Here is a 26256-nt window from a genome sequence, read left to right on the forward strand (position 1 = left end):
GTGAACCTAACTAAAGTGAGTTTAAAACTCCTCCCACTCTTCAGCCGAGTCTACAAAATTTTCACCTTTGCTTTTATTACTAACGAAGCTATTTTGTTGCTGATGAGATATTTCAGGTGTGCGAATAACAGGCGATACCACTGCCATATCTTGCTGGCCTAATGAGAAAAAGTGCAGTAAACGGCGCATTTCATTGGCTTGTTCCGCCATTGATTCACCTGCAGCCGATGCTTGTTCAACTAATGCCGCATTTTGCTGGGTCATTTCATCCATTTGCGATACAGCTTTATTTACTTGCTCAATACCTGCACTTTGCTCTTCAGAGGCTTGGGTAATATCGGCTATCATTTGTGTTACGCGTTTTACTGATACCACAATCTCTTGTAACGTCACGCCTGACTCATTCACAAGCGCGCTACCGTCAGCAACTTTGCCAACACTGTCTCTAATTAGCTCTTTAATTTCTTTCGCTGCACCTGCCGAGCGCTGCGCTAAGTTACGTACTTCACCTGCAACAACCGCAAAACCTCGGCCTTGCTCACCGGCTCTAGCAGCCTCTACGGCAGCATTAAGTGCAAGCAAATTGGTTTGGAATGCTATTTCGTCTATCACTCCAATGATGTCGGCAATTTTCTTACTCGATTCATTAATCGCAGACATGCTGGTTACCGCTTTATTAACCACTTCTCCACCCTGAATCGCCTTATCACAGGTTTCTTCAGCTAAGTCGTTGGCCACTTTAGCATTATCTGCGTTTTGGCGAACTGTACTGGTCATTTCTTCCATGCTAGAGGCCGTTTCCTCTAACGATGACGCTTGCTCTTCTGTGCGCTGGCTTAAATCAGCATTGCCTTGTGAAATTTCTTCAGCCCCACTGGCCACCAAAGTGGCTGATGTATTAATTCGGTTAATAACCTCAGTTAGTTTATCTGCTGTCGCATTTGCATCTGTTTTCAGTTTTTCAAACGAGCCTTGGTATTCTTTTTCAATCCGTTTAGATAAATCACCAGTGGCCATGGCATCGAGCATATTGCCAGTATCAGTTACCGCATCGTCAACCACTTTCACTAAACTATTAAGACCCTGAGCTAAACGTAAGAAAAAGCCATCTTTACCTTGCTCAGCTACTCGTGCATTTAAATCACCTTTGCTTGCTGCGCCGACTAATTGAGCAATTTCTTTTTCAATAGCAACTTCTGCGGTTCTGTCTTCCCACTCAACTACCGTCCCAATACGCTCATTGTCTGTGGTGATTATAGGGTTTGCCACTAAACCAAAGGTTCTGCCGCCCACTTTAATTTCTGTACTGTAAGTATCCGTTAACTTAGCCAACATATTTTGCTGATGGGCTGGATTTTTATGAAATATATCAATACTTTGATTAAGTAAGTTTTTGCTATCAAAGTTAGGTAAGTCAGTACGTATATCATTTTGCGCAACACTCATCATATTTCTCACTGCGCTATTCATATACACAATGACATTCGAGGCATCAGCAATCATGGTATTGGTTGCCACGGTATCTAATGCTTGGCGAACACGTAAGTTTTCTTGCGCTCTAGCACGTTCAGCATCCGCTTTAGACACCTCATCAGTAATATCTTGCCATTCAACAATAGTACCTAAGCACTTGCCATCTTGATTTGTCCAAGGAGAAGCAATGATGTCAAAAATAAGACCAGCTAAATTCAACGTAGTTTTATAAGGAGCATCTAAGTTTTTTAGTCGCTCTTGCTGATTAGCTAGTTCCTGATGAAACTCATCAACACGGATATCCATTAACCCAGCGACTGAAAAACTAGGTAAAACAGTTTGCAACTCTTTTTCACGTGCTTTAAACATTTTCTTGATGCAGTCATTCACAAAAATAATGTTTAAATTTTTATCAGCAATCATCACACTTGCTTGGCATACTTTTAATGCGTTAGCCAAGTCGGCCGCTTTTTTAGAGGTTTTTTCTAGCTCTTTTTGCGCTGTAATATCGGTGGCGTACTTAATCACTTTAAATGGCTTACCATTCATATCGTAAATAGGATTATAAGAGGCATATATCCAAATTTCCTCGCCTTGTTTACCTATTCTTAAATACTCACCACTGTCATACTCGCCACGCCCAAGTTTATCCCAAAACGCTTGATATTCTTGGCTGTTTGCATATTCAGAAGTAACAAACAATCTATGATGCTGCCCTTGTATTTCATTTGCCTGATAACCAAATGTTTTTAAAAAATTATCATTAGCGCCAATAATGGATCCATCTAAATTAAACTCAATAACCGCTTGTGACTTACTGATTGCGGTAATTTGGCCTGCAGCTTCAACCGCTTTTAACTTTTGCTCAGTAATGTCTGTTGCAAATTTAACGACTTTAAGTACTTGCCCTTGCGAGTCTATAACAGGATTGTATGTTGCTTGGATCCAGACTTCTTTGCCATTTTTTCCAATACGCTTAAATTCATCTGAAATAAATTCACCCGCGTTCAAACGCTGCCAAAATTGACGATATTCATCACTTTGCGTTTCGCTAGGGCTTAAAAATAAAGAATGGTGCTGGCCTTGAATCTCAGCGAGTGAGTAGCCCATTACACGAAGAAAATTAACATTGGCAGTAATGATTCTTCCATTAGGCTCAAATTCAATTATTGCTAATGATTTATGCAATGCATTTATGATCAAATCATTGCTTGATTTAGACTGTTTTGAATTACTAAACCATCCCATGCTTATCACCACCTTTAAGTTATTTGCTTTATTTAGTTACTATTACCGCTAAATATTCATGGTTGCCTGTAGGTTAATTAGCGCGACCATTTTATCGCCCACATTCACTAGCCCTGCGACATATTCACTTTCATTTGTTTGGGTTAAACTCGGCACTGCTTTAGCGTCTTGCTCAGCAATACTGTAAACATCCGCTACGGCGTCTACCGTGATCCCCATCACTTTACTTTCTTGCTCAAACTCAACTTTTACAATAATGACTACCGTTAACGGTCCATACTCAATGGTGGGTAAACCAAAGCGCAATCGTAAATCAATAATTGGCACAATGGTGCCGCGTAAATTAATCACGCCTTTTACGTACTCAGGGGCATTTGGCAGTGCGGTTATATCTTCCCAGCTACGAATTTCTTGCACCGTTAATATATCTACTCCGTACTCTTCTTCAGCCATAATAAAGGTGAGAAACTGCTTAATGCCCTCTTTGCGCTGTAGTTCAATATTGCTATTTAATGCTATTGATTCAGAGAACATGAATCCTCCAAGATGGTCGATGGCTCAATACTCAATGCTTGGCTACCTGGCTTTTTTAACCCTGAAAGCTTTATCAAGCCGCTAATATCTAAAATTAACGAAACACGCCCATCACCTAAAATCGTTGCCCCCGACACACCATCCACTTTGTGGTAATTAGCCTCTAAGCTTTTTATAACCACCTGCTGTTGTGAAAGTAAATCGTCGACAAGTAACCCTACTTTTTGATTATCGTTTTCCACGACAACTAGTAAGGTTTTATCTAACGATTCAATGGCATTTTGGTGATTAAAAATGTCGTATAAACGTAAAATAGGAATGTATTCATCACGTAATCTGAGTACATCTAGGTCTTTACCAACACGGCTTACTTTTGCAATATCAATTTGCAACGATTCTACAATCGAGATCAGTGGAATAATGTAAGTATGCTTGGCTACTTTGACTAATTGCCCATCTAAAATAGCTAAAGTGAGCGGTAGCCGAATAGTAAAAGTAGAACCAATTCCAGCAGCAGATGTCACTTCTACCGAGCCATTTAATGATTGAATATTACGCTTAACCACATCCATACCCACCCCACGGCCAGATAAGTCACTTACCTCATCAGCGGTAGAAAATCCTGGCATAAAAATGAGTTCGTTAATTTCATCATCTGTTAGCTCACTGTCAGCGGCGATCACTTCATTGGTAATCGCTTTTTCTTTGATCTTTTGAGTGTTAAGACCTTGGCCATCATCCATAATTTCAATGACGATATTGCCGCCCTGATGAAAGGCATTTAATGTAACCTTACCCACAGGATCTTTTCCTGCTGCAATACGTTTTTCTACCGTTTCAATACCATGATCCAATGAGTTTCTTACTAAATGCACCATAGGATCGGATATTTTTTCCATAACGGTTTTATCTAATTCTGTTTGTTCTCCTATCAGCTTTAACTCCACCTCTTTATTAAGCTTTTGGGCAATATCACGTACTAAACGTGGAAAACGACTGAACACAAAGTTAATTGGCAACATGCGAATACGCATCACGTTTTCTTGTAAGTCGCGGGTGTTATGCGCTAATTGCGCAAGCCCCTCTTGAAGCGAGGTCACCGTGGTAGGCGTCATTTCTTGTTCGCTAAGCTGATTTAGCATCGCTTGGGTAATGACCAACTCTCCAACCATATTAATCAGTGAGTCGACCTTATCAATGCCAACACGAATGGAAGTTGACTCAGGCGCTGCTTTTGCACTGGTTGGTGCTTTTGGTTTATTGGTTTTGGGTTCAACAACCGTTTTTGGTGTTTCAATAACAGGTTCGTTGACCACTGCAGCTTCTGCTGCTTTACCATCATTAAATAAGCCACCGCAAAGCTCAATTTTAATATCGGCATCGTCCTCAACCCACTCAAAAATTTCTCTAATTGCTTGATCGTCACGGTCAGTGTTTAAGAAAAATCGCCAATATAAAAAGCATTCATCGGTCGTTAAATCTTTTATATCAGGTATGACATCTGTAAACGCTTGTACTTCCAATTCACCAAGTTCAGCTAATTCACTGATCATAAACAGCGGTTCGTTACCCGTTTTAAACAAATGAAAATGCGGTTTAAAATCAATTTGATAAGTATTAATAATGACCTGTTCAACACTGGCTTCTGCCACTACGGCTTCACTTTCAGGCATGCCAAGTAATCTTTCAAACTGCTCTCGTAATGAGTCAGCTTGGCTTAAATCAGGCTCTTCCTGTACTTTAAGCGAATGCAACAAGGCTCTTAAACAATCTACTGATTTAAGTAATAAGTTAATATGTTCACTGCTTATATTTCGCTGACCTTCACGTATTTGATCCAGTAATGTTTCTAGAACATGAGTGAAGTTTGCGATTGAATTAAACCCAAAGGTAGCACTGCCTCCTTTAATAGAATGGGCAGCCCTAAAAATAGTATTAATGGTTTCTAAGTCTTCTTCGCCCGGCACTAAGTTGAGTAATTCAGTCTCCATAACATCGAGGCCTTCAAAACTCTCTTCAAAGAACACTTCAAAAAACTGGCTTAAATCAATACTCACAGTGCACTCCTAGGTTAGCGGATTACTTTTTTTAGCACGGCTAATAGTTGATCTGGATTGAAGGGCTTTACAATCCACCCTGTTGCCCCAGCAGCTTTCCCTTCTACCTTTTTATCCATACCCGATTCTGTGGTTAACATAAGTAGCGGTGTAAACTTGTAATTCGGAAGCCCTCTTAACTCTCTAATAAGCGTGATCCCATCCATAACAGGCATATTTACATCAGAAATAACTGCATCAAAACCTTGCTGCTTGGCAATCGCTAATGCCTCACTACCGTCTTTGGCTTCGGTAACATCAAACCCTGCTGTTTTTAACGTAAAACTCACCATTTGACGCATTGATGCAGAATCATCTACAGCTAATATTCTTTTCATATAGACCTCTAATTAGTACTTTCTGGTGCTAAGTATTCACTTAAACCGAGTTGATCAATAGCATTGGTTAATGCATCACTACTGCCAACCCAGGCAATTTTTTGATTAATAGTAAGGAGATGTTTTTGTAGGGCACATAAAAGTTGAACCGAGGCCGTATCAGCAGACATTACATCGCTAATATCTAAGCAAATATCTCGGCTATTATTAAGTTCGCTTAATAAATCTTGATGTAAAACTTCAACATGAACAATTGAAAGTTCGTTTGGTAGTTTAAGCATTTTTTAAGCTTTTCCTTATCAACTCAATCCATAACAAAAGCTTAGACCGAGATAATGAAAACGCCATAAAAACGACTAAAAAATAACTAATTAATTAAAAACCGTTAATAAAAAACGCGAAAAGGGGCATAAAGCCCCTTTAAAATCGTAAAACCTTTAAAAGCTAGTTTTTGTAGTATTCGGCTATTTCAATAAATTCTGCGGTTAATTTTGTAGTATTAACCAAAGGCACATCTCCTTGTTTAAATTCAGGCTTAAAAATAGCCCTTAGTGCGCCACTGCCATCAACAAGGGCAACAGATGCACTATGATCCACCGCATAGTCGGATTCATTACTATCACTAATTGCGTAAATTAATCCAAGCTCGCGGACAAATGGAAATAAGTCTTTATGTTCACCTGATACAGCTAAAAAATCTGGATTAAAGTAATCTATGTACTCTTTACGTTTTTGAGCAATATCACGTTTAGGATCAACAGATATAAACCATACTTGTAGTGGATACTCAGCCTGCAAATTTTTATAGGCATTGTTGAGCTTAGCTAGCGTCATCGGGCAAATATCAGGGCAACTTGTGTAACCTAAAAACACTAAATTCCATTGGCCTAAAAACTGCTGTTTGGTTACTAACTTCCCTTGTTGATCACTCAACGAAAAGTCAGATAACGGCTTTGCGGTTTCATAAACTAACGCATCAAGATCTTGTAAATTTTTTTTATCACTACAGGCCGATAAAAAGAGTACTGAAAAAACAACTAAACCACACCATAACTGCTTCATATAACTAGCCATTTATCTATAAATAAGATGATAAATAGTATCATCAAATGAATAATCGAAAAACGAAATAAATCCATCGCAGTGTCTTCTTTGGCGGCAAACTTTAAGTTAATTGCTTTGTATATAAATACAATATTGAGAAGACATGCCCCGCTTAGATAAATAAGCCCTGACATGCCAATCAAATAAGGAAACACACATACAATGGCGAGTAATACCGAATATGCAAGCACGCATGTTTTACAAAAATCGATACCATGGGTGACCGGTAACATGGGGATTTTAGCCCGCTCATAATCACTTTTACGTGCGATGGCGAGCGCCCAAAAATGAGGTGGGGTCCAGGTAAATATAATCATCACCAGCAACCAAGGGGCTGCCGCCATTTGATTTGTTTCAGACACCCAACCGAGTAATGGAGGCATTGCACCGGCTAATCCCCCTATAACTATATTTTGTGGTGTGGCACGTTTTAAAAATGACGTATAAATAAACGCATAACCAACAAGTGCAAATAAGGTCAGTATGGCTGTGAGCGTATTTGCCCACAACATCAGCATAATAAAGCCCGCAACGCCAATCACAGCAGCAAAGCTCAGTGCATGTAATTTACTTAAACGCCCTTTAGCAACAGGGCGATGGCGGGTGCGTGCCATTTTGCTATCAATTTCGCTATCAACCACATGATTAATGATTGCGGCGGCCGCAGAGAGTAATCCAATCCCTAATAAACTGATGAACTGAACCCCAACACCTCTGCCAACATCAGGGGCTAGCGCTAAGCCAACCCATGCTGTTAACACTAGCATAGCCACTACTTTAAATTTACTTATTGCCAAATAGTCTTGGATTAAGTGGTAACTTTTAGTCAATAACGATGCGCTGTAAACGGGCTGCATTGCTTTTTTATTAATTGTAAGTGCCATAATCATTCCCCTCTAAGTACGTACTTTTAGGTAATAACATAACCTAACCATAGTTAATAACAGTATGGCAGCCATTAAGTTATGCGCCAGTGCCACGCCTAACGGAAAATGAAAATGCACCACGGCTAACCCTAAAGCTATCTGGCAAAATAACGCCACTAACACACTCACCGTACAGCTTTTAATTTTTTGCGAATAGGCATGACTGTATATACGCCACATCACCAAGGCTAAAACAATGCAAGTAACTAAGGCCCATATTCGATGCAGTAAATGAATAGACATACGCGCCTGTTGCGACAACACACCAAATTCATAATTACTGTGCTCAAGGGGGAGCTGAAAGACACTACTGAATGAAAAAGGCTGAGCGTAACTACATAGCGGTAAGCCATTACAATGTGGAGCCGCATAATTAGCCGCTAACCAACCACCAAGGGCGATTTGTAAAATCAGTACCGTTAATGCCACGAGGCTTAATTTAAAGTGAGGTTTTGCGCCCGCATCACCACCCGTAATAGGTTGGCTGGTCAGACGCAAATACAATAGCGTTAATAACGCTAAAATACTAAATCCTCCGAGCAAATGCCCCATAACTATAAGCGGCTGTAGGTTCATAGTAACCGTCCACATACCTAATGCGGCCTGAAAAATAACAAGCAGTAGCAATATCATAGGCAACCTTACAGGCGTGGTTGGGTACTGACGCTTTAGAAAAGCTAAAATAAACAACACTAAAATTAATACCCCAAGCGTGCCTGCAAAGTAGCGATGGATCATTTCTTTCCATGCTTTTGCTTTTTCAAATATCATATCGGGATAACTTTGAATCGCTTGTGCAATCTCTGCTTCGTGTTTAGGCACGGTTAAAAAGCCATAACAACCAGGCCAATCGGGACAACCAAGCCCTGCGTCACTTAAACGCGTGTATGCGCCCAGAGCCACCACAATTAATGCGAATAAACTCGTTGCTAATACCAAATTTTTATAGTTTTTATACATAGCATCCTCTACTTAGCTCGAACGAGAGTAATTGAGTAATTTTTTTAGATCTTTTAATAACCCTTTTTGGATCAAACGGTTTTCTTGTGGTTGAGAACTAAATGGATACTCCAGTACAATCAGCCCCATATGATCGATTAAATACAAACTGGCAGGTTTTAACTGCTGTTGCTCATCAATAACATGCCAACGCGTTGTAACTAGCTCAGGCTGTCCCATAATAGCCATATCAACTTTGTGTTGGTTTTTGCCAAGGGCAACATATAAGTTGTCTAAAGCGGCTAATTGCTCTGTGCAAGACGCTTTGCATTGTGCTGAATAATTTAAAGCGATGGTCCATTGCTTAGGGTTATGCTGCGCCCAATTGTCTAGCTTAATTTCACGCTCTAAAAATTCACCATGGTTAGTAATTGCTGTAGGTAGCCAATCAAGTTTTAACGCGCTGTAAGCCAGCACTAAGGGAATAGCGCAGCACACAGCAAAGAGTAACAGGGGTTTATTTTTCATTATCTATCCTCTTCCTGCTTGCAAAAATAGCGACCACCACACAGGCAACCGCAATTAAAAACCACTGTACTGAGTAGGCATAATGTTTTTCTGGACTCATAACAACGGCTTCATAATGAGGGGCAGCAATTTCATCAGCTTGACCTTGGCGGTAAGCCATAAAATTCACTAAAGGGCGATTAGATTGGCTACTCAATGCTTGTAAATCAATGATTTGAATTCGTTTGGCTAAATCCGACTGAGTATTGTTATTGGCTAAGGTAAAGCCACTTAAATTATCTTCTTTAATTTGTGCCGTTAACGTAAATTTACCACTAGGTATTGTTACGTTTGGTAGGATTTCTCTTGAACGTTCTGCTTTTACCCAGCCTAAGTTCACTAACAAAAAGCGTGATTCATCAGACAGTTTTAATAATGCCAGTAAGTCGTAACCAACCTGACCATTATAGATTTGGTTATCAAGCAACCAATAATTATTAGTGTCAAAATAACCATTTAACGAAACCAATACACCGGTTTTGTTCCACTCTTTTGGCAGCTGTTGTAACTCTGCCCAGCTCATTACGCCATGTTGTTGTATATTTTCAATGGCACTAAGCTGCTGTTGCTTTTGCTCTGCTCGCTGTAATTGCCAAAACCCTAGTCGCACACAAACCAATACCACAATAACAACCAAGCAAATTGTTATTATTGAGCTAAGCTTTTGTTTGTTAAATACAACTAACTGCATAAGGGTAAAATCCAGTGATTATTAAAATTATTATTGTTCTACTGTTATTATTTATATTATTTAATTTATTTCGTGCTTTATTAATTATGGTGTCAGGGAAAACCAATGGACGCCCTATGTCTCACTTTTTAGGGCGTCGGGTGTTATTTTCTGTTGTGGTATTAGTGATGGTGATTGCCGCACTAAAACTTGGTTTTATTACGGCAAATCAGTCCCCCTTAATCACTAAAGCACATACACAAATACAAACAAACACAGCCAAACAACATCAACAAAATGCCAGTACCAAGCTGCAGCTTGAAAGGCAAAGTGCTTATCTTTAGTGAAATGTCCTTTCATAATGCGCAAAAACACCACCAATAAAATAATTGTTCCTAAGGTGACGTGCATGCCGTGAAAGCCGGTTAACAAAAAGAAGGTATTGCCATAAATGCCCGCATCAAGGGTTAAGTTAAGATCGTTATAAGCATATATATACTCTTCTACCTGCAGCCCTAAAAAGCACACTCCGAGTAAAATGGTCGCTCCCAAGCATACTTTGAGTGGGGTACGTTTATTATTTTCCATCGCCACATGGGCAAAATGTAAAGTTACCGACGAGGCAAGCAAAATAAGGGTGTTGATAAGCGGCAACCCTTGCCAGCCCATTGCTTGGGTCGTGGTGCCTCCTGGGGTATTTAGCAATGGCCACATGGCTTCAAACGTCGGCCACAATACTTCATTTGTCATGGCGTTGTTATCCGCACCTCCAAGCCAAGGCACAGAAAACATGCGAGCATAAAAAAGCGCCCCAAAAAATGCCATGAAGAACATCACTTCTGAAAAAATAAACCAGCTCATACCTTGCCTAAAAGAACGGTCCATTTGTGCAGAATAAAGCCCTTGATCAGACTCGTGTATGACATTTTTAAACCAGCTAAACAGCATGTAAAGTAGTACAGCTATACCTACGTATAACAAGTAAACGCCATTACCACCCTCTTTGCCCATATCCATTACGGTTAAGGCTGCGCCTACCGCAATAAAAAATAACGCAACTGCCCCAACTATTGGCCATGGACTTTGCTCTGGTACATAATAATGTTCATATTTTTGATTCATTTTATTTGCTCCTAGTTTTTCACTAGTTTTATAAGCTAGTTATTACTGGCTACTAGCCTCTCGCTAATATCAAATACGGTATAAGACAGGGTTAACTCTTCTACATCACTGGGTAATTCAGTATCTACATAAAACAATAATGTAAACTCCAGCTCTTCACCTGCCTTTAACGGTTGCTGATCAAAGCAAAAACACGCTATTTTGTGTAAATACTTGGCCGCTTTTCCTGGTGCTACCGACGGTATAGCCTGCATTACTTTATCTTCATTGCTGTTATTTTTAGCGCTAAACTTAACTTCACGCATGGCCCCAGGCTTTACATCTACACTGTACTCTTTAGATTTAACTTCAAAAGGCGCACCACTTTGCGCATGCGTAGTGAAACTAACGCTGACTTCTCTATTTTCAGTGACCAAGGTACTTTGCTGTGCCTGCTCTAACGAGGGCTTACCATTAAGCCCCGTTATATCGCAAAACACGTCATACAAAGGGACCATGGCAAATGCAAATGCAAACATTGCAATGCAAATCACCACCAGCTTTTTTAATAACGGCAAGTGAGTCATTATTTAATGTCCGGCGGCGTTGAGAACGTATGATAAGGCGCAGGTGAATCAACTTCCCATTCAAGCCCCTCAGCTCCATCCCAAACTTTTGCAGGCACTTTGTCGCCCCCCTTTGCACATTTATACACAACCACCACGAATAATAATTGCGATAAACCAAAGGCAAACCCACCTATACTAATAATGGCGTTAAAATCAGCAAACTGTAGCGCATAATCTGGAATACGGCGTGGCATACCGGCTAACCCAACAAAATGCATTGGGAAAAACAGCACATTTACACTTATTAACGACAACCAAAAATGCCATTTTGCTAAGGTAATATTGAACATGTTTCCGGTCCATTTTGGCAGCCAATAATAAGCCCCCGCCATAATAGAAAACACCGCGCCCGTTACGAGTACATAATGAAAGTGTGCAACCACAAAATAGGTATCATGATATTGGAAATCGGCAGGTGTAATCGCTAGCATCAACCCCGAAAAACCACCTAAAGTAAACAACACAATAAATGCGATACTAAACAGCATTGGCACTTCAAAGCTAATAGACCCGCGCCACATAGTCGCTACCCAGTTAAATACTTTTACGCCGGTAGGTACCGATATCAGCATAGTCGCGTACATAAAAAACAACTCACCCGCCACGGGCATACCAGTGGTAAACATATGATGCGCCCACACAATAAAGCTCAACAAGGCAATGGAGGAGGTGGCATACACCATAGAGGCATAACCAAATAGTTTTTTACGTGAAAAGGTGGGAACAATCGTAGAAATAATGCCAAAGGCAGGCAAAATCATAATATAAACTTCAGGGTGACCAAAAAACCAAAAAATATGTTGGAACATCACCGGATCGCCACCACCAGCGGCATCAAAGAAACTGGTCGCGAAGTATTTATCGGTGAGCACCATAGTAACTGCACCAGCAAGTACCGGCATAACTGCAATAAGTAAAAACGCCGTGATCAACCATGTCCACACAAATAACGGCAGCTTCATCCACGTCATACCCGGAGCACGCATATTTACTATGGTGACCACCACATTAATGGCCCCCATAATCGAACTAATACCCATAATATGCACAGCAAATACAAACATTGCTGTGTTGTCGTTACTATAAGTGGTGGAAAGCGGCGCGTAAAAGGTCCAACCAAATGCAGGGCCACCACCGGGCATAAATAATGAAGCTAATAGGATTAAAAACGCAAACGGTAAAATCCAAAAGCTCCAGTTATTCATTCTCGGTAAGGCCATATCTGGCGCACCAATCATTAGCGGGATCATCCAGTTTGCCAAGCCGGTAAAGGCTGGCATAACCGCACCAAACACCATTATTAAACCATGCACTGTGGTCATTTGATTAAAAAAGTGAGGATCAACCAGTTGTAGGCCCGGCTGAAATAACTCAGCTCGAATAACCATCGCCATTGCCCCACCAATTAAAAACATGGTGAGTGAAAAAATTAAATATAAGCTACCTATATCTTTATGGTTGGTTGTAAATAACCAGCGCTTAAAGCCTGTGGCAGGTTGATGGGCATGATGAGCCTCATTGGTATTAGGTTGTTCTGCAATGCTATTCATTATTTAGCCTCCCCATCAGCATCCAGTGCCGCTTGTATCTCGCTCGGTTGAATTACATCACCAGTGTCATTACCCCACGCGTTGCGTTTATAGGTAATAACAGCTGCTATTTGCTTGATTGATAATTGCTTTGCGAAAGACTGCATAGCCGTACCTGGTTTACCGTGGAGCAAAATATCTATATGCCCTTTGATATCACCTATGACTATTGGGCTGCCTTTAAGGGCCGGGAAAACACCCGGTAAGCCTAAGCCAGTTGGTTGATGGCACGCCGCGCAGCTCGCCATATAAACCTGCTCACCAAGCGCCATCAGCTCTTCTTTTGGTACAACTTGGTCTAATAACGCAGCGTCTGCTTCAGCTGCTTTTTGCTTGGCTTGTTTAGCCTCTGCTAACCACGTTTTGAAGTCTTCTTCTGTTTTAGCTTCTACCACAACAGGCATAAAACCATGATCTTTACCGCAAAGCTCTGCACACTGCCCACGGTAAGTACCAACCTCATTAATATTGGTCCATGTTTCGTTAATAAACCCAGGGTTTGCATCTTTTTTAACGGCAAAGTCAGGCACCCACCATGAGTGAATAACATCATCTGAAGTCATTAAAAAACGTACTTTTTGATTAATTGGTAGTACCAGCGGTTTATCGACCTCGAGTAAATAATTCGGGTTTTTATCAGCAAGGTTGGTTATTTCATTTTGAGGGGTAGCTAGCATGGAATAAAACTCAACGTCCTCCCCCATATACTCGTAATGCCACTTCCACTGTGAGCCTGTAATTTTAATGGTGAGATCAGCTTTGCTGGCATCCTCCATGGCAATTAAGGTTTTAGTCGCAGGAATGGCCATAACAATTAATATGACAAAAGGTATCGCAGTCCACAGTATTTCTACTTTGGTGCTTTCATGAAATTGGGCAGGGACAGCCCCTTTAGATTTGCGATGATGAATGAGTGCCCAAAACATAATGGCAAACACGATCACCCCAATCACACAACATATTAAAAAAATAGTCATGTGCAGTTGGTATACATTATTACTTATATCGGTTACGCCTTTACGCATATTATATTGGCTATTAGCAAGCACATTCTGCGAAAAAACAAACAATATAAGCCACAAGGAAGAACTCAGCTTACCCATGTGACGGCTCCTTTGATGCTATTGCTGACGCAAAGCGAAGAGGCATACGGCTTAAACGCCTATTCGTTATTTTTATTTTTTATAAGGGTGCTGGATTTAGTAAATGTGTGTTCTCAAAACGACTAAGCTGTGAGTTATTTTTATTCCAGCTCTTTAATAACTAGTTAAAAAATAAACAATAAGCAAGGTGAGTATGAAAAATAAACAAGGTGTATTTTTTAAAATGCGCAGCTAAAAAAATAGCAACTAGTCAGGCAATTAATCTAAGAGTCAGGTTTAGTAAGGGGTGTATTGAAATTACAGGATAGAAATATAAAAAATTGTTAACTTAAAAAAGCAGAGTAAATTTGTTTATTTATAAAGTATTTAGTGATTTTATTTATGATAGGAGAAGCACTTAACAACATATAGTCATACATTTGATAAGTTAGACATTGTGCTGCTAACAAACCCAGCGCCTAATCACTATTAAGCGCTAAATTATGCTTTAATACTACATCCAGTCAGCGTTACGAATAACACCTACCGCTAAGCCTTCAATATTGAACGACTCATTTTCTAAATCGACCTCAATAGCTGAAAACTCATCATTTTCAGCATGTAAGAGTACTTTTCTGCCCGCTTTTTCTAAACGCTTCACGGTTACATCGTCGTCAACACGGGCAACAATAACTTGTCCATTTTCGGCAACTTGGGTTTTATGCACAGCAAGTAAATCACCATCCATAATACCAATGTCTTTCATACTCATACCGTTAACACGCAATAAAAAATCGGCCGCAGGTTTAAACATTAAAGGGTCAATTTTACAGTGGCTTTCTACATGCTGTTGCGCCAATATTGGCTCACCGGCAGCAACCCTGCCAATTAAAGGCAAGCCCAACTGCTCTGGCTCCTCCTCTTCAACAAGCTGAATGCCCCGACTCGCGCCTGGCTTCATTTTAATAACACCTTTTTTGGCCAGTGCTTTTAAGTGTTCTTCTGCAGCATTCGCACTTTTAAAACCCAGTGTTTGTGCAATTTCGGCACGTGTAGGAGGCATACCAGTGTCTTTAATAAACACTTTAATGAGTTCGAGTATTTGCGCTTGGCGTTTCGTTAATGGTCGCATACAACTGGTTTTCCATACAGTACAATTAACTGTGAGTATATACAGTTATTTAAAAATCGCAAATATAAATTAATGCCTTATATGCCGTTATCATCAAACAATAACCTACTTTAAAAGCAGGGTGATAAATGTAATTATTAGCAACGCATTATCATATTAATAAATTTTAATTCTCAATTACTTATCCAAGGAGCTAGCATGAGTATTTGGCATCAACCGATTACATTAGAGTTTTGTAAGCAATTAGATCAAGGTATTACAGGCCAAGGGACACTCATGAAAACCATGGGAATAGAGATCAGTGAAATTGGTGATGACTACTTAGTGGCAACTATGCCGGCAATTCCAGAGCATCATAACCCTATGGGTATCGTTCATGGGGGTGCAAATGTGGTGCTTGCTGAAACAGTAGCAAGTTATGCCGCTAATTTTATGGTTGATTTCAATCGATTTTATTGTGTTGGCCAAGAAATCAGTGCAAGTCATTTAAAGGCATCACGCAATGGCACATTAACGGCCACAGCGAGAGCTTATCATATCGGCAAGCGCAGCTCGGTTTGGGATATTAAAATAACCAATAGCCGCAATGAGCTTTGCTGCGTATCACGTATGACCGCAGCCGTAGTTGAGCGAAAAGGCTAGTAAGTCAATTAACCAAGGTTGAAGTTAAATTACTTTTCGAGAGGGTAAATAGTAATTTCTACGCCTGCACCAATTGCAGATATACGTAACAAGGTATCTGCATGTAAGGCTTGGTTAAAGCATTTTGGCGAAGTGCCAGACTCAAACCCAATATCGAAAGTTCTGCGTGAACAACTCAACCATTGCTTTAATGCATTGCGTGAACACGACTCGATTAACTCACACAAGTGATTAATCGCTTTATCTGGCGTGGTTATTTCACCTGCAACCTCAATGCGAGCAAGTTGACGGTATTCGTCTTTATCATAATGTAAAATAGTTGCGACCTTTTTTAAATCAGCAACTAATACGCTAATATCTTGCTTTGACTCAAGCTCTAGATCTACATTTAAAAATTGAATTTCCGACATTATCTCGTTTTTACCCTCTATTAATTTCATTGCAAACTTTAACGCAGTTTTACCGTTATACCAAATCAACAACGCAGGAATCACCTCATTAACGCATTTTTAGCGTTAGCCTCTGAATATTGCCCACTATTTACTCCTCAAAAACGCCCTCTACAAAATACGCAAATTAAAATTAAAGCATGCCGGCGGCAGTTTACTTTTTTATTCTAGGCCTTAAACTAGCCGCTCCTGTAGTTCACGTATGTGATGGATATGATTCGGTTTATTTTAGCTTTGTTGGCTTGCTGTGCTTGTTTTTCAGCAATGGGCGAACAATTTACGCGGTTTTCGAGTGCCAAAAAGCACTTAATTAATACCCTTCCCGAAAACGCTAAAAGTATTTATTGTGGTTGCGATATAAAAAAACAAGGCAAAAAGTTGGTACCCGACCCTACCCATTGTGGCTACGTGCCTCGCAACACACTAACCCGCTCAGGCAAAGTAAATCAACGTGCCCTGCGAATTGAATGGGAACATATTGTCCCTGCATGGGAATTTGGTCACCAGTTACAATGTTGGCAAGATGGTGGGCGTAAAAACTGCCGCAAAGTTAGCGCTAAGTTTCGCATGATGGAAGCCGATATAAACAATTTAGCCCCTGCAATTGGTGAAATTAACGCCGATCGCTCAAACTACCGCTTTGGCATGTTAGCCCAAAACGCGACGCAATATGGTCGCTGTGAGGTTAAAGTTAATTTTAAACAACGTGTTGTTGAACCGCCTGTTCATGCACGTAAACGCATTGCCGATGCGTACGCTTACATGCAAAAAACGTATGGTTTAAAAATTTCAGCTAAACAACAAAAGCTATTTAATGCTTGGCAACAACAAGCTTATGCTGCTAACACAAATAGTAAAAAGCTGTAAGTTTAAATTAAAAGCGTGTAACACACGCTTTTAATTAACCTATAACGCTTGGTGTGGTCCAAATATTTCGTAGTGAATGTTTGAGCTTTGCACACCTAAATCAAGTAGCTGGCCTTTTACGTAAGCCATAAATGATGCTGGTCCACACAAATAAAATGCCCCTTCGCTAATAGGTAATGATGCCTCAAGCACCGTTAAATCCATTAGCCCAGTGAAATCACACTCCTCGCCACCTTGATTAAACCAAGTAAATGTTTTTAGCTGTGGATGCATTGCCGTTTGCTGCGCTAAATACCCTTTAAATGAAAATTCGCGGCTGTTTTCACACGCGTGCAAATAACTAATCGCTTGATTTTTATCACCACTAAGTAGCGTTTGCAGCATCGCCATCATCGGGGTTTGGCCAACGCCTGCTGAAATAAGTACCACTGGAGTTACCTCATTTTTTAAAATGAAGTCTCCCGCTGGCGGGTATAACTCTACTCGTGCGCCTTGCTCTAGTGAGTGTAAATAATTAGACACCACGCCAGGCTTTGGTTGGCACTCTTTTTTAACGCTAATACGATAGTTTTTAGCATTGCTCTTTTGCGAAATAGAATACTGGCGGATCTCTTCATATTCTGCGCCCTCAGGCTTAACTTTAATGCCAATGTACTGTCCTGGCTTGTAGGTAATAACTGCTTTACCATCCACAGGTGTCAGCGTAAAACTAGTTACGAATTCAGATTCAACATGTTTATCAGTAATTTCAAACTGGCGCGTGCCTGCCCAGCCACCATGGTTGTTTTTACTGTGCGCATACAATGCCGCTTCTTCGGTAATACAAATATCAGCAAGTACACCGTAGGCCTCGCGCCACGCATATTCAACATCGGCAGTAAACTGCTCAGGAATAAGCTCTTTTAACGTACCGATTAAATGTGCGCCCACAATAGGATAATGCTCAGGTAAAATATTTAAGCTGGTATGCTTATGATTAATTCGCGCTAGCGCCTCTTTTAACACGGCTAAATTATCAATATTTTGCGCGTACGCAGCCAACGCATTAAATAATGCAAATTGCTGACGACCCGTTTCTTGATTAGTCATATTAAAAATATGTTTAAGCTCGGGATTATGACTAAACATGCGCTTGTAAAAATGATCGGTTACGACCGTACCTGCCTCTGCAAGCAATGGCACCGTGCTTTTAACTATTTGTATGGTTTTATCGGATAACATGTTTATTTCCTATGTAATAACTAACTGCTTGCATTTAGCATTACACAGAGTGTGCCAACTAATTAAACCTATAATATTCAAAAGGTTAAATTAACTCGCTTTACAAGATGGGTCTTTATGACCTACTATAAAACCTGTAAAAATACACTAACAGGTCATTTTGACATGAACCAACAATTCAACCTGACGCAAGTTGCATTAGAACTTGCGCAAAGTACGTTACATGCTCACAGTTTTGAGCAACTTTTAGCCACGGTTGAACGTGTTATTCCCAGCGATGCCAGTGCATTATTAATTTGCCAAGGTGAGCAATTAAAACCCTTAGCCATTAAAGGGCTTATGCCCGATAGCCTAGGACGACGTTTTGATATTGCGGAGCATCCTCGCCTTAAAGCCATCTGCAGTAGTCGTTTGGCTCTGCAATTTGCACATGACTGTCCACTACCTGATCCATACGACGGGCTACTACTGGCTAAAACCGGTGATATTCCAGTGCATGCCTGCTTAGGGTTACCCCTTTATGATAAAGACGCACTACTTGGCATTCTGACCTTTGATAGCCTTAACGCCAATGCGTTTGACGGTATTACCACTGATACACTCAACACCTTACAAACCTTGTGCAGTGCGCACTTTAAAACAGCCCTAGAGCTTGCCCATTACAAACAACATGCGCAGCACTCTAGTGAATTAGTACAAGCGTTAAACCGTGAGGCGCTCAAACGTGATGGTGGTGAAATTATTGGCCAAAGCTCTGCAATACAAACGCTTAAAAATGAGATAAAACTGGTTGCGGCATCAAACTTTAGTGTCCTTATTTTAGGTGATACTGGGGTCGGCAAAGAGTTGGTGGCACGTAATATTCACTTACACTCCGCACGTAAAGATCAGCCATTAATTCATTTAAATTGTGCATCACTGCCTGAAAACCTCGCAGAAAGTGAATTTTTTGGCCATGCAAAAGGCGCTTTTACGGGTGCGCAAAATGCTCGCCAAGGTAAATTTCAGTTAGCCGATGGCGGCACCTTATTTTTAGATGAAATCGGCGAGCTGCCTCTGGCTATGCAAAGTAAATTATTACGCGTACTGCAAAGTGGCGAAGTACAAACCGTTGGCGAAGATGAACTTAAATATGTCGATGTTAGAGTGATTGCAGCAACCAATCGCGACCTAAAACACGAAGTAACACAAGGACGGTTTCGCGCCGATTTGTACCATCGATTAAGTGTTTATCCACTCACAGTCGCTCCATTGAAAGCCCGTGATGAAGATGTTATTTTATTAGCTGGTTATTTTGCAGAAAAAACAGCCCGCAAGCTCGCTATTAAACAGCTAAAACTCAGTATTGAAACGCAACTGCTGCTTAAAAAATATGACTGGCCAGGCAATGTGAGGGAGCTTGAGCATGTGATTAATCGGGCTGCATTAAAGGCTAAACAACATCAGTGGCAGCAACCAATTATTACTATTGAACCTGCGCATTGTGAGCTAAATTTAAGCGCTGTTAACACCTTAGCTCTTGAACACTCAAACCAGCTTGTAATCCCACCTTTAGCAAACAACATTTCGTTAAAGCAAGCCACAGATACCTATACTCAGCAACTTATAATACAGCAACTTAAACAACATAATTATAACTGGGCAAGCACAGCGCGTAGTTTACAGGTCGACCGCGCTAACTTAACGCGGCTAGCCAAGCGCTTAGGTGTTTCAATAAAAAAATCGTTGTAGCCTTTTTAACTTAACTTTCGCTGCCTAAAATAATTTTTTAATAGCTGACTAAACGCTTGAACTTTTGCCGTTCGATGCACTAAATGATGCGTAACCAGCCACAAATCGGTTGGCCAACTCAGTTCATTAGGCAGTACAGGGACTAAATCAGAGTATTGCGCTGCAACATCATGCTGTAATCCGCCAATACCGAGTCCTTTTACTATGGCGCGGGTCGCTTCTGAGGTTTCTGACACTCTTAGCTTAACTTGCGACGGGGGAATATTTTCATCAACCCATGCAAAGTAAGGCACTTTGGCATTATACCCTGCTACACCTGACACAAAGCTATGCAGCGATAGTTGCGCTAATGTTTGTGGCAACCCATAACGGCTAATGTAATGCTTTGATGCATAAAATCCTGACGAGAGCGCCGCTAAATGCTGAGCAATATAATCACCCTCATCCGGTCTGGGTCCAGCTCTTACTGCGATATGTGCTTGGCCATGATCTAAACGTAAGCGTTTTTGATCCATAATCACTTGTAATTGCACTTGCGGATGCAAGGTTTGAAACTGCTCACACACCTCACTTAATACATCAATAAAGCCACTAACTGTGGTGAGTAACAAGCTACCTTGCAAGGTGCTATCTGCAGCAATAATGTCATTATGTAGGCGCTCTAGTTCACCATTAATCGCTTGTGCTGTGGTAAATAACTTAGCGCCAATTTCTGTGACTTTGTAGCCGCGAGCATGGCGATGAAATAGTCGCGCATTTAAGCTTTTTTCTAAGTTATTTATTCGCCTGAGCACCGTACTATGGTGAACATCTAACACTTCGGCAGCGGCAGTTAAAGTACCTAAGCGCGCTACCTCGTAAGCAACCTTCAGGTCTTGCCAATCATTAAATTGAATTGCCATGATAACTACTCTTTAATCTGTGCATATACGCACACAAGTTTTGCGTTTATTTGGCTTTTCTGCAAGTGATTATTTGTTAAAGTCACATTATACAAACTCATTATCAGGAGCAGCTCATGACAACACCAAAAATTATTGCCCTAGCAGGTAGCTTACGTAAAGATAGCTTTCATCAAAAACTCATTAACGAAGCGGCACGCTTTGCTTTAGAAAGTGGCGCTGAAGTAGAAGTGATTAAACTCGCAGACTTAGCCATTCCTATGTTTGATGAAGATCTCGAGGCACAAGGCACACCAGCCGGTGTACAACAACTTAAAGACAAACTTCGCGCAGCCGATGGCATTTTGCTGGCCAGCCCAGAATATAATGGCTCTATTACCGCCGTGTTAAAAAATGCTATTGATTGGGCATCGCGCACCGAACAAGGCGCAGAGCCTGCATTTGCAAATAAAGTAACCGCGTTATATGCAGCCTCACCAGGTGGGTTGGGCGGTTTACGGGGCTTAAATCATGTGCGTGATATATTATCAGGCATTGGCAGCTTAGTATTAGCGAACCAACTGGCAGTACCGGCTATTCATACTTTATTAGATGACAACGGTCGAATTAGCGACCCCGCTACCGCTGAAAAAGTGGCTGGTCTTGCACAGCAGTTAGTTAGCGTAGCAAGTAAGCTTAAATAAGCAGCCACTATAACTTTGTTGCTGCAAGCTTTGCAGCAATAAAGTCTTCATGGGTAACATACAATAAATTAGCAACACGACGAATAACGTATTCTTCTTGTGGATCAAGTTCTCCATCGGAGTACGCTAAACGCCAAAGTAATTCAACTATATCAATGCGTTGCTGTGCACTACATTGATTGTTAATTTGCTTAGAAAATTGAAAATAATCAATGGCGTCATCTAAGCTTGCACTTGCTTGCTCGGTTAACTCATCTACTGCTTCATCCGTTAAATCAAAATATTTTTTTAATGTTAGACTTAGCGTATGTTGCTCATCAGCCTGTAAATCGTTATCCGCTCGCATTACCTCAATTAATAATGCGGCAACCGCTGTTTTTAAATCATGTTGTTCAATATCATAATCTTGCTGATCAATACTCGAAAAAAGCTGTTTAATTTGCTTGAACATCACATTTCCCCTTTTTGGGTGTTAGACTTATATCATAACGGGTTTAATAGATATGCTGATCACACTACCCAAAATCAAGATGGAGTTAAAGGTTTATGAGTATAAAAGCCAATCATTACATACATGGAATTATTAGCTGGTGTTTATTAACAGGGTGTTTGAGTGTGTCGGCAGAGCAAAGTGAAATGCAGCGACTTTATGATTTTGATGAAAAGGTGCATTATAAGCAAACTCAAATAGACACTAACAATTACCACTTAGAAATACAGTCTGACGACTACCCACATTTTAGAAACCAAAGTGTGTTTTTGTTGCGCCACGCAAATCGTTTATGTCACGATAATCCTTTTATGTTAAAAGTGACTGAGGGCGTGCAGGAGTACCAACGCTTTCCAACTAAACCGCGTGCTTATCAGCCACCGCTCAGTGTATTTGTGCAGTGTGAAATGCCTGCAGAAAAAACCTCAAAAAAATAACACCTCGTTATTTTCAGTAAAACCACTGAGTATTAAAATAGCCTGTGGTTTTACTGTAGTTAACCTGAACTAAGTTAGTTAACGCCATATCCCCACGGCGCAGCCGGTGGTGTGATAGGTTTAGTTAAATCAAAATCAACACGGAATTCGCGACCTTGGCGAATAAGTCGATAAGTGAACTGTTCAGGGTAAATATACATTTGCCATGTATTGCCTACCGATTGCGGTATGCCTTGGCTAACAAATAACTCTTTTGAATACTGATCTGCAGGGAATGACTGCAAATTAGCAAAACCCGCATCCACAGTATGACCGCCATACATAGTAGACACATCATCGCTGCCATCTTTATGGCGATGATCGTGCTTTAGGCTCAAACCACTACCTGTTTTAGTAATAATCCACGTACGTGAAGCATCATCACCGACATGAAACGGCACTTGTAGCTCACGTTCATTACACTTACGCACATGCATAACTAATTTTTTACCGGCAAATGAACTCGGCCCTGTGGCATTATCAACCGTTACTTTACCCTCAAAAGCTTTACCGCAATGTGCAGCAATACTATTGAAAAAGCTATCATGACTTGGAATTGATACTAAAGGTGCTGGGCGAGCTAATGCAGCGGTTGATGCCAGCATAAACGCTGCAGCTGTTAATAATTTCATAATGTGTCCCTAAACATGTAAAAAATCAGCTTAGCGTTTAAGCAAACACAAAGAAAATAATCACGATGAACAGCAATAAAAATTAACAGAACAATGGAGCTTTGCTTTAATTAATTGGTAAAAAAATATCGCTTGAAAGAAAATGAGAAATTAAATATCGTTGTTTGATAAAGGAGAAATAACTAATACCAACTCGCTTAATTAAGCGGTCTATTTTGAGGCAGGAAAAACGGGTTGATAGCTAGGCAAGAAATTCGCTATTTAGTTGTTCTAAATGAGAATTTTTTAACACAGATAGCGACACGTTTAGCCCCGCAAAATGATTGAGTATTATTGCGGATTGGTATAAACGTAAAGCCAGTTTTAGCGTGGAGCACATATTAAAATGGAAAAATATATCGGCTTAATAATCATCGTATTACTATTAATTATTCAAAATCGCTACACTCTGCACATATATCAACACCTTGCTGAGCAGCACCCAGAACAATGGAAAAAATTATCACAAAATTCATTAGATGGGACACCCTATGCCAATCTTGCTGAGTCATTTAAAGATGGTTTTTTTTCGACTATCAACGACCCAAAGGTAGTCCGCTACCAGAAATTTAAAACTCTCAATTTATTACTAATGGCAATGATTACATTAGCAAGCTTATTGCGTGGTTTTTTAATATAAGCGATTAAAAAAGCGCAACCTAAGTTGCGCTCCAGTTTCATATGTAAAAGGTTACTGCCACGGTCTTTCTGCGGCTAACTGCTTTTCAAACGCATCAATTTGCGGATTGAGGGTTTCGGTTACACCAATAAAATCTAAGCCACTTAATAAACGCTCTTTTACGTCTTTGCGAATATCAAAGCGAATTGGCGCAAACTTATTGCTGGTAAGCACTTGGTTTTCAAGATCCACATCAATGTGAATATCGTCGTGCTGCTCACTTAACACAAATAACTCTTCCAGCGTTTGCGCTGGCAATGCAATGGCAAGCATTTGATTGTTACCACAGTTATTAAAGAAAATATCAGCAAAGCTTTCAGCTAAAATCACTTCAAACCCATATTGCTTTAATGCCCATGGTGCGTGCTCGCGTGATGAGCCACAGCCAAAATTATCGCGGGTTAATAATATTTGCGCACCTTGGTAACAAGGACGATTTAAAATAAATTCAGGATTTGGCTCGCCATTATCTAAATAACGCCAATCGTAAAACAGTGCTGCATCAAAACCATCACGGCTTGTTGAGGTTAAAAACTGCTTAGGAATAATTTGGTCGGTATCGACGTTGTTTTTATCAAGTGGGGCCATTAAGCCGCTAAAATAGATGCTCATTAAGCTTCTCCTCTAATATCAACAAAGTGACCATGTATTGCAGCTGCTGCCGCCATTGCAGGGCTCACTAAGTGTGTACGTCCGCCGCGCCCTTGGCGACCTTCAAAATTACGATTCGAGGTGGAAGCACAGCGTTTACCAGCTCCTAAACGGTCATCGTTCATAGCTAAACACATCGAACAACCCGGCTCGCGCCACTCAAACCCTGCAGCTTTAAAAATATCGGCTAAGCCTTCATCTTCAGCTTGCTGCTTAACTAAGCCTGAGCCTGGAACAATCAGCGCTTCAATACCAGCTAAAACCTGTTTACCTTCAACAATTTTTGCTGCAGCGCGTAAATCTTCAATGCGGCTGTTGGTGCATGAGCCAATAAATACCGTGTCTACTTTGGCGCTTGATAGTTTATCGCCCGCTTTTAAGCCCATGTATTTAAGCGCACTGCGAATTGCATCGGCTTTAATTAAATCGGTTTCTTTATCTGGATCTGGAATACATTCATCAACGCCAATCACTTGCTCTGGATTAGTCCCCCAAGTAACTTGCGGTTGAATACTGCCTGCATCTAACTCTACTTCTAAATCAAAATGAGCACCATCATCCGTTTTTAAAGTTTCCCAGTAGGCAACAGCGGCATCAAAATCAGCACCTTTGGGTGCAAACGGGCGGCCTTTTAAGTACTCGTAAGTGATTTTATCTGGGGCAATTAAACCTGCCTTGGCACCCATTTCAATGCTCATGTTACACAATGTCATACGGGCTTCCATTGATAGAGCTTCTATGCCTTCACCACAAAATTCAGCCACATAGCCAGTGCCACCAGCAGTGCCTAGCTTACCAATAACCGCCATAATTAAATCTTTAGCTGTTACTGTAGGGCGTAATACACCGTTAATTTGAATTTTTAACGACTTCGCCTTTTTTTGCTGTAGTGTTTGCGTAGCTAATACATGCTCAACCTCTGAGGTACCAATACCATGTGCCAAGGCACCAAACGCACCATGCGTTGAAGTATGACTATCGCCGCAGACTATAGTGGTACCTGGTAAAGTAATCCCCTGCTCAGGGCCAATAACATGCACTATGCCTTGGTTTACTGAATTTAAGTCGTACAGCAAAATGCCAAACTCTTTACAGTTTGCATCCAGTGCCATTAATTGATTTTTAGAGACTTCGCTGGCTGCATCCAGTGAACGACTTTTAGTTGAAACATTATGATCCATGGTGGCAATGGTTTTTTCTGGACAGCGCACTTTACGATTTTTTTCACGTAAGCCTGCAAATGCTTGTGGTGACGTCACTTCGTGTACTAAATGACGGTCAATATAAAGTAAATCGGTTTGCTCATTAATGCTGGCAACGGTATGTGCTTGCCAAATTTTATTGTATAAGGTTTGGGCCACTTGCT

Annotated in this window: 29 protein-coding genes; 7 read left to right on the top strand and 22 right to left on the bottom strand. The window is 40.6% G+C overall.

Going from position 1 to position 26256, the window contains the following annotated elements; genetic code table 11:
• Positions 1-21 precede the first annotated feature (21 nt).
• The 10 genes from PISS_RS14895 to PISS_RS14940 form a co-directional block, all read right to left on the bottom strand.
• On the bottom strand, positions 22-2721 hold the full coding sequence (locus PISS_RS14895) for a methyl-accepting chemotaxis protein (RefSeq protein ID WP_016900080.1): 2700 nt from the start codon (positions 2719-2721) through the stop codon (positions 22-24).
• A gap of 48 nt (positions 2722-2769) precedes the next feature.
• Positions 2770-3255: a chemotaxis protein CheW gene (locus PISS_RS14900; RefSeq protein ID WP_013466129.1), complete on the bottom strand. Its 486-nt coding sequence runs from the start codon at positions 3253-3255 to the stop codon at positions 2770-2772.
• Positions 3237-5312, bottom strand: a complete 2076-nt coding sequence (locus PISS_RS14905; RefSeq protein WP_013466130.1) for a chemotaxis protein CheA — start codon at positions 5310-5312, stop codon at positions 3237-3239. The genes PISS_RS14900 and PISS_RS14905 overlap by 19 nt, the downstream gene beginning before the upstream one ends.
• Before the next feature lie 14 nt (positions 5313-5326).
• Complete coding sequence (locus PISS_RS14910) at positions 5327-5689, bottom strand: response regulator (RefSeq protein WP_013466131.1); 363 nt, start codon at positions 5687-5689, stop codon at positions 5327-5329.
• 8 nt (positions 5690-5697) lie between these two features.
• Positions 5698-5970: an STAS domain-containing protein gene (locus tag PISS_RS14915; protein WP_024602184.1), complete on the bottom strand. Its 273-nt coding sequence runs from the start codon at positions 5968-5970 to the stop codon at positions 5698-5700.
• A 163-nt stretch (positions 5971-6133) separates the two neighbouring features.
• Positions 6134-6751 carry an SCO family protein gene (locus PISS_RS14920; protein ID WP_058155347.1) on the bottom strand — a complete coding sequence of 206 codons (618 nt, stop codon included), beginning with the start codon at positions 6749-6751 and terminating at the stop codon, positions 6134-6136.
• Positions 6748-7677, bottom strand: a complete 930-nt coding sequence (gene cyoE, locus PISS_RS14925) for a heme o synthase (RefSeq protein WP_058155348.1) — start codon at positions 7675-7677, stop codon at positions 6748-6750. The genes PISS_RS14920 and cyoE overlap by 4 nt, the downstream gene beginning before the upstream one ends.
• 12 nt (positions 7678-7689) lie before the next feature.
• A complete protein-coding gene (locus tag PISS_RS14930; RefSeq protein ID WP_024602181.1) occupies positions 7690-8679 on the bottom strand; it encodes a COX15/CtaA family protein in 990 nt (329 codons plus the stop codon).
• A gap of 12 nt (positions 8680-8691) precedes the next feature.
• The gene (locus tag PISS_RS14935) at positions 8692-9186 is read right to left on the bottom strand and encodes a hypothetical protein (RefSeq protein WP_013466136.1); all 495 of its coding nucleotides are present in this window, start codon (positions 9184-9186) and stop codon (positions 8692-8694) included.
• Entirely contained in the window at positions 9176-9916 is a 741-nt protein-coding gene (locus PISS_RS14940) for an SURF1 family protein (protein WP_013466137.1), read from the bottom strand. Before PISS_RS14940 ends, PISS_RS14935 begins: the two co-directional genes overlap by 11 nt.
• A 14-nt stretch (positions 9917-9930) precedes the next feature.
• On the opposite strand from PISS_RS14940, the gene PISS_RS19150 reads away from it, so the two are divergent.
• Positions 9931-10239, top strand: a complete 309-nt coding sequence (locus PISS_RS19150) for a DUF2909 family protein (protein ID WP_081485455.1) — start codon at positions 9931-9933, stop codon at positions 10237-10239.
• Here PISS_RS19150 and PISS_RS14950 read toward each other — a convergent pair.
• The 5 genes from PISS_RS14950 to lexA all read right to left on the bottom strand — a co-directional run bounded on the left by PISS_RS14950 (position 10142) and on the right by lexA (position 15428).
• Positions 10142-11017: a cytochrome c oxidase subunit 3 gene (locus tag PISS_RS14950; RefSeq protein ID WP_013466138.1), complete on the bottom strand. Its 876-nt coding sequence runs from the start codon at positions 11015-11017 to the stop codon at positions 10142-10144. The genes PISS_RS19150 and PISS_RS14950 overlap by 98 nt on opposite strands.
• Positions 11018-11052: 35 nt before the next feature.
• Positions 11053-11583 carry a cytochrome c oxidase assembly protein gene (locus PISS_RS14955; protein WP_013466139.1) on the bottom strand — a complete coding sequence of 177 codons (531 nt, stop codon included), beginning with the start codon at positions 11581-11583 and terminating at the stop codon, positions 11053-11055.
• Positions 11583-13175 carry a cytochrome c oxidase subunit I gene (gene ctaD / locus PISS_RS14960; RefSeq protein ID WP_058155349.1) on the bottom strand — a complete coding sequence of 531 codons (1593 nt, stop codon included), beginning with the start codon at positions 13173-13175 and terminating at the stop codon, positions 11583-11585. Before ctaD ends, PISS_RS14955 begins: the two co-directional genes overlap by 1 nt.
• Positions 13175-14317, bottom strand: coding sequence for a cytochrome c oxidase subunit II (gene coxB, locus PISS_RS14965; protein ID WP_036980527.1), 1143 nt, complete (start codon positions 14315-14317; stop codon positions 13175-13177). The genes ctaD and coxB overlap by 1 nt, the downstream gene beginning before the upstream one ends.
• Positions 14318-14810: 493 nt before the next feature.
• Positions 14811-15428: a transcriptional repressor LexA gene (lexA, locus tag PISS_RS14970; RefSeq protein ID WP_008114166.1), complete on the bottom strand. Its 618-nt coding sequence runs from the start codon at positions 15426-15428 to the stop codon at positions 14811-14813.
• Positions 15429-15626: 198 nt separating this feature from the next.
• Between lexA and PISS_RS14975 the strand changes: the two genes are divergently transcribed.
• Complete coding sequence (locus PISS_RS14975) at positions 15627-16070, top strand: PaaI family thioesterase (protein WP_058155350.1); 444 nt, start codon at positions 15627-15629, stop codon at positions 16068-16070.
• 29 nt (positions 16071-16099) lie between these two features.
• Here the strand turns inward: PISS_RS14975 and PISS_RS14980 are convergent, their stop codons facing one another.
• On the bottom strand, positions 16100-16480 hold the full coding sequence (locus PISS_RS14980; protein WP_024602174.1) for a hypothetical protein: 381 nt from the start codon (positions 16478-16480) through the stop codon (positions 16100-16102).
• Between the two features lie 252 nt (positions 16481-16732).
• Between PISS_RS14980 and PISS_RS14985 the strand changes: the two genes are divergently transcribed.
• Positions 16733-17386, top strand: coding sequence for an endonuclease (locus PISS_RS14985; protein WP_013466146.1), 654 nt, complete (start codon positions 16733-16735; stop codon positions 17384-17386).
• 39 nt (positions 17387-17425) lie between these two features.
• On the opposite strand, the gene hmpA is transcribed toward PISS_RS14985, so the two are convergent.
• A complete protein-coding gene (gene hmpA, locus PISS_RS14990) occupies positions 17426-18607 on the bottom strand; it encodes an NO-inducible flavohemoprotein (RefSeq protein ID WP_058155351.1) in 1182 nt (393 codons plus the stop codon).
• Between the two features lie 165 nt (positions 18608-18772).
• Between hmpA and norR the strand changes: the two genes are divergently transcribed.
• A complete protein-coding gene (gene norR, locus PISS_RS14995) occupies positions 18773-20338 on the top strand; it encodes a nitric oxide reductase transcriptional regulator NorR (RefSeq protein WP_058155539.1) in 1566 nt (521 codons plus the stop codon).
• 5 nt (positions 20339-20343) lie between these two features.
• On the opposite strand, the gene PISS_RS15000 is transcribed toward norR, so the two are convergent.
• Positions 20344-21240, bottom strand: a complete 897-nt coding sequence (locus PISS_RS15000) for a LysR family transcriptional regulator (protein WP_013466149.1) — start codon at positions 21238-21240, stop codon at positions 20344-20346.
• Between the two features lie 116 nt (positions 21241-21356).
• Between PISS_RS15000 and PISS_RS15005 the strand changes: the two genes are divergently transcribed.
• Positions 21357-21923, top strand: a complete 567-nt coding sequence (locus tag PISS_RS15005) for an NADPH-dependent FMN reductase (RefSeq protein ID WP_013466150.1) — start codon at positions 21357-21359, stop codon at positions 21921-21923.
• A gap of 7 nt (positions 21924-21930) precedes the next feature.
• Here the strand turns inward: PISS_RS15005 and PISS_RS15010 are convergent, their stop codons facing one another.
• Positions 21931-22374 carry a tellurite resistance TerB family protein gene (locus PISS_RS15010; protein WP_013466151.1) on the bottom strand — a complete coding sequence of 148 codons (444 nt, stop codon included), beginning with the start codon at positions 22372-22374 and terminating at the stop codon, positions 21931-21933.
• A gap of 95 nt (positions 22375-22469) precedes the next feature.
• Here PISS_RS15010 and PISS_RS15015 point away from each other — a divergent pair, with 95 nt between their 5' ends.
• Positions 22470-22850 (top strand): hypothetical protein, encoded by a 381-nt coding sequence (locus tag PISS_RS15015; RefSeq protein WP_013466152.1) that lies wholly within the window; start codon positions 22470-22472, stop codon positions 22848-22850.
• A gap of 74 nt (positions 22851-22924) precedes the next feature.
• Here the strand turns inward: PISS_RS15015 and PISS_RS15020 are convergent, their stop codons facing one another.
• The gene (locus tag PISS_RS15020) at positions 22925-23521 is read right to left on the bottom strand and encodes a hypothetical protein (protein WP_058155352.1); all 597 of its coding nucleotides are present in this window, start codon (positions 23519-23521) and stop codon (positions 22925-22927) included.
• Between the two features lie 385 nt (positions 23522-23906).
• Here PISS_RS15020 and PISS_RS15025 point away from each other — a divergent pair, with 385 nt between their 5' ends.
• Entirely contained in the window at positions 23907-24200 is a 294-nt protein-coding gene (locus PISS_RS15025; protein WP_013466154.1) for a hypothetical protein, read from the top strand.
• A gap of 51 nt (positions 24201-24251) precedes the next feature.
• Here PISS_RS15025 and leuD read toward each other — a convergent pair whose 3' ends face one another.
• Together leuD and leuC are read right to left on the bottom strand one after the other, a co-directional pair.
• Positions 24252-24851 carry a 3-isopropylmalate dehydratase small subunit gene (gene leuD / locus PISS_RS15030; RefSeq protein ID WP_013466155.1) on the bottom strand — a complete coding sequence of 200 codons (600 nt, stop codon included), beginning with the start codon at positions 24849-24851 and terminating at the stop codon, positions 24252-24254.
• Positions 24851-26251 (bottom strand): 3-isopropylmalate dehydratase large subunit, encoded by a 1401-nt coding sequence (gene leuC / locus PISS_RS15035; RefSeq protein ID WP_008465616.1) that lies wholly within the window; start codon positions 26249-26251, stop codon positions 24851-24853. The genes leuD and leuC overlap by 1 nt, the downstream gene beginning before the upstream one ends.
• Positions 26252-26256 lie beyond the last annotated feature (5 nt).

This window comes from Pseudoalteromonas issachenkonii (genome assembly GCF_002310795.1).
In the GTDB taxonomy this organism is placed as follows: Bacteria; Pseudomonadota; Gammaproteobacteria; order Enterobacterales; family Alteromonadaceae; genus Pseudoalteromonas; species Pseudoalteromonas tetraodonis.

What these genes read in the sequence shown, in the direction of transcription:
- PISS_RS14895 (WP_016900080.1), bottom strand. Translation starts at nt 2,721, where the DNA reads ATGGGATGGTTTAGTAATTCAAAACAGTCTAAATCAAGCAATGATTTG.
- PISS_RS14900 (WP_013466129.1), bottom strand. Translation starts at nt 3,255, where the DNA reads ATGTTCTCTGAATCAATAGCATTAAATAGCAATATTGAACTACAGCGC.
- PISS_RS14910 (WP_013466131.1), bottom strand. Translation starts at nt 5,689, where the DNA reads ATGAAAAGAATATTAGCTGTAGATGATTCTGCATCAATGCGTCAAATG.
- PISS_RS14915 (WP_024602184.1), bottom strand. Translation starts at nt 5,970, where the DNA reads ATGCTTAAACTACCAAACGAACTTTCAATTGTTCATGTTGAAGTTTTA.
- PISS_RS14920 (WP_058155347.1), bottom strand. Translation starts at nt 6,751, where the DNA reads ATGAAGCAGTTATGGTGTGGTTTAGTTGTTTTTTCAGTACTCTTTTTA.
- cyoE (WP_058155348.1), bottom strand. Translation starts at nt 7,677, where the DNA reads ATGGCACTTACAATTAATAAAAAAGCAATGCAGCCCGTTTACAGCGCA.
- PISS_RS14930 (WP_024602181.1), bottom strand. Translation starts at nt 8,679, where the DNA reads ATGTATAAAAACTATAAAAATTTGGTATTAGCAACGAGTTTATTCGCA.
- PISS_RS14935 (WP_013466136.1), bottom strand. Translation starts at nt 9,186, where the DNA reads ATGAAAAATAAACCCCTGTTACTCTTTGCTGTGTGCTGCGCTATTCCC.
- PISS_RS14940 (WP_013466137.1), bottom strand. Translation starts at nt 9,916, where the DNA reads ATGCAGTTAGTTGTATTTAACAAACAAAAGCTTAGCTCAATAATAACA.
- PISS_RS14950 (WP_013466138.1), bottom strand. Translation starts at nt 11,017, where the DNA reads ATGAATCAAAAATATGAACATTATTATGTACCAGAGCAAAGTCCATGG.
- PISS_RS14955 (WP_013466139.1), bottom strand. Translation starts at nt 11,583, where the DNA reads ATGACTCACTTGCCGTTATTAAAAAAGCTGGTGGTGATTTGCATTGCA.
- ctaD (WP_058155349.1), bottom strand. Translation starts at nt 13,175, where the DNA reads ATGAATAGCATTGCAGAACAACCTAATACCAATGAGGCTCATCATGCC.
- coxB (WP_036980527.1), bottom strand. Translation starts at nt 14,317, where the DNA reads ATGGGTAAGCTGAGTTCTTCCTTGTGGCTTATATTGTTTGTTTTTTCG.
- lexA (WP_008114166.1), bottom strand. Translation starts at nt 15,428, where the DNA reads ATGCGACCATTAACGAAACGCCAAGCGCAAATACTCGAACTCATTAAA.
- PISS_RS14975 (WP_058155350.1), top strand. Translation starts at nt 15,627, where the DNA reads ATGAGTATTTGGCATCAACCGATTACATTAGAGTTTTGTAAGCAATTA.
- PISS_RS14980 (WP_024602174.1), bottom strand. Translation starts at nt 16,480, where the DNA reads ATGTCGGAAATTCAATTTTTAAATGTAGATCTAGAGCTTGAGTCAAAG.
- PISS_RS14985 (WP_013466146.1), top strand. Translation starts at nt 16,733, where the DNA reads ATGATTCGGTTTATTTTAGCTTTGTTGGCTTGCTGTGCTTGTTTTTCA.
- hmpA (WP_058155351.1), bottom strand. Translation starts at nt 18,607, where the DNA reads ATGTTATCCGATAAAACCATACAAATAGTTAAAAGCACGGTGCCATTG.
- norR (WP_058155539.1), top strand. Translation starts at nt 18,773, where the DNA reads ATGAACCAACAATTCAACCTGACGCAAGTTGCATTAGAACTTGCGCAA.
- PISS_RS15000 (WP_013466149.1), bottom strand. Translation starts at nt 21,240, where the DNA reads ATGGCAATTCAATTTAATGATTGGCAAGACCTGAAGGTTGCTTACGAG.
- PISS_RS15005 (WP_013466150.1), top strand. Translation starts at nt 21,357, where the DNA reads ATGACAACACCAAAAATTATTGCCCTAGCAGGTAGCTTACGTAAAGAT.
- PISS_RS15010 (WP_013466151.1), bottom strand. Translation starts at nt 22,374, where the DNA reads ATGTTCAAGCAAATTAAACAGCTTTTTTCGAGTATTGATCAGCAAGAT.
- PISS_RS15015 (WP_013466152.1), top strand. Translation starts at nt 22,470, where the DNA reads ATGAGTATAAAAGCCAATCATTACATACATGGAATTATTAGCTGGTGT.
- PISS_RS15020 (WP_058155352.1), bottom strand. Translation starts at nt 23,521, where the DNA reads ATGAAATTATTAACAGCTGCAGCGTTTATGCTGGCATCAACCGCTGCA.
- PISS_RS15025 (WP_013466154.1), top strand. Translation starts at nt 23,907, where the DNA reads ATGGAAAAATATATCGGCTTAATAATCATCGTATTACTATTAATTATT.
- leuD (WP_013466155.1), bottom strand. Translation starts at nt 24,851, where the DNA reads ATGAGCATCTATTTTAGCGGCTTAATGGCCCCACTTGATAAAAACAAC.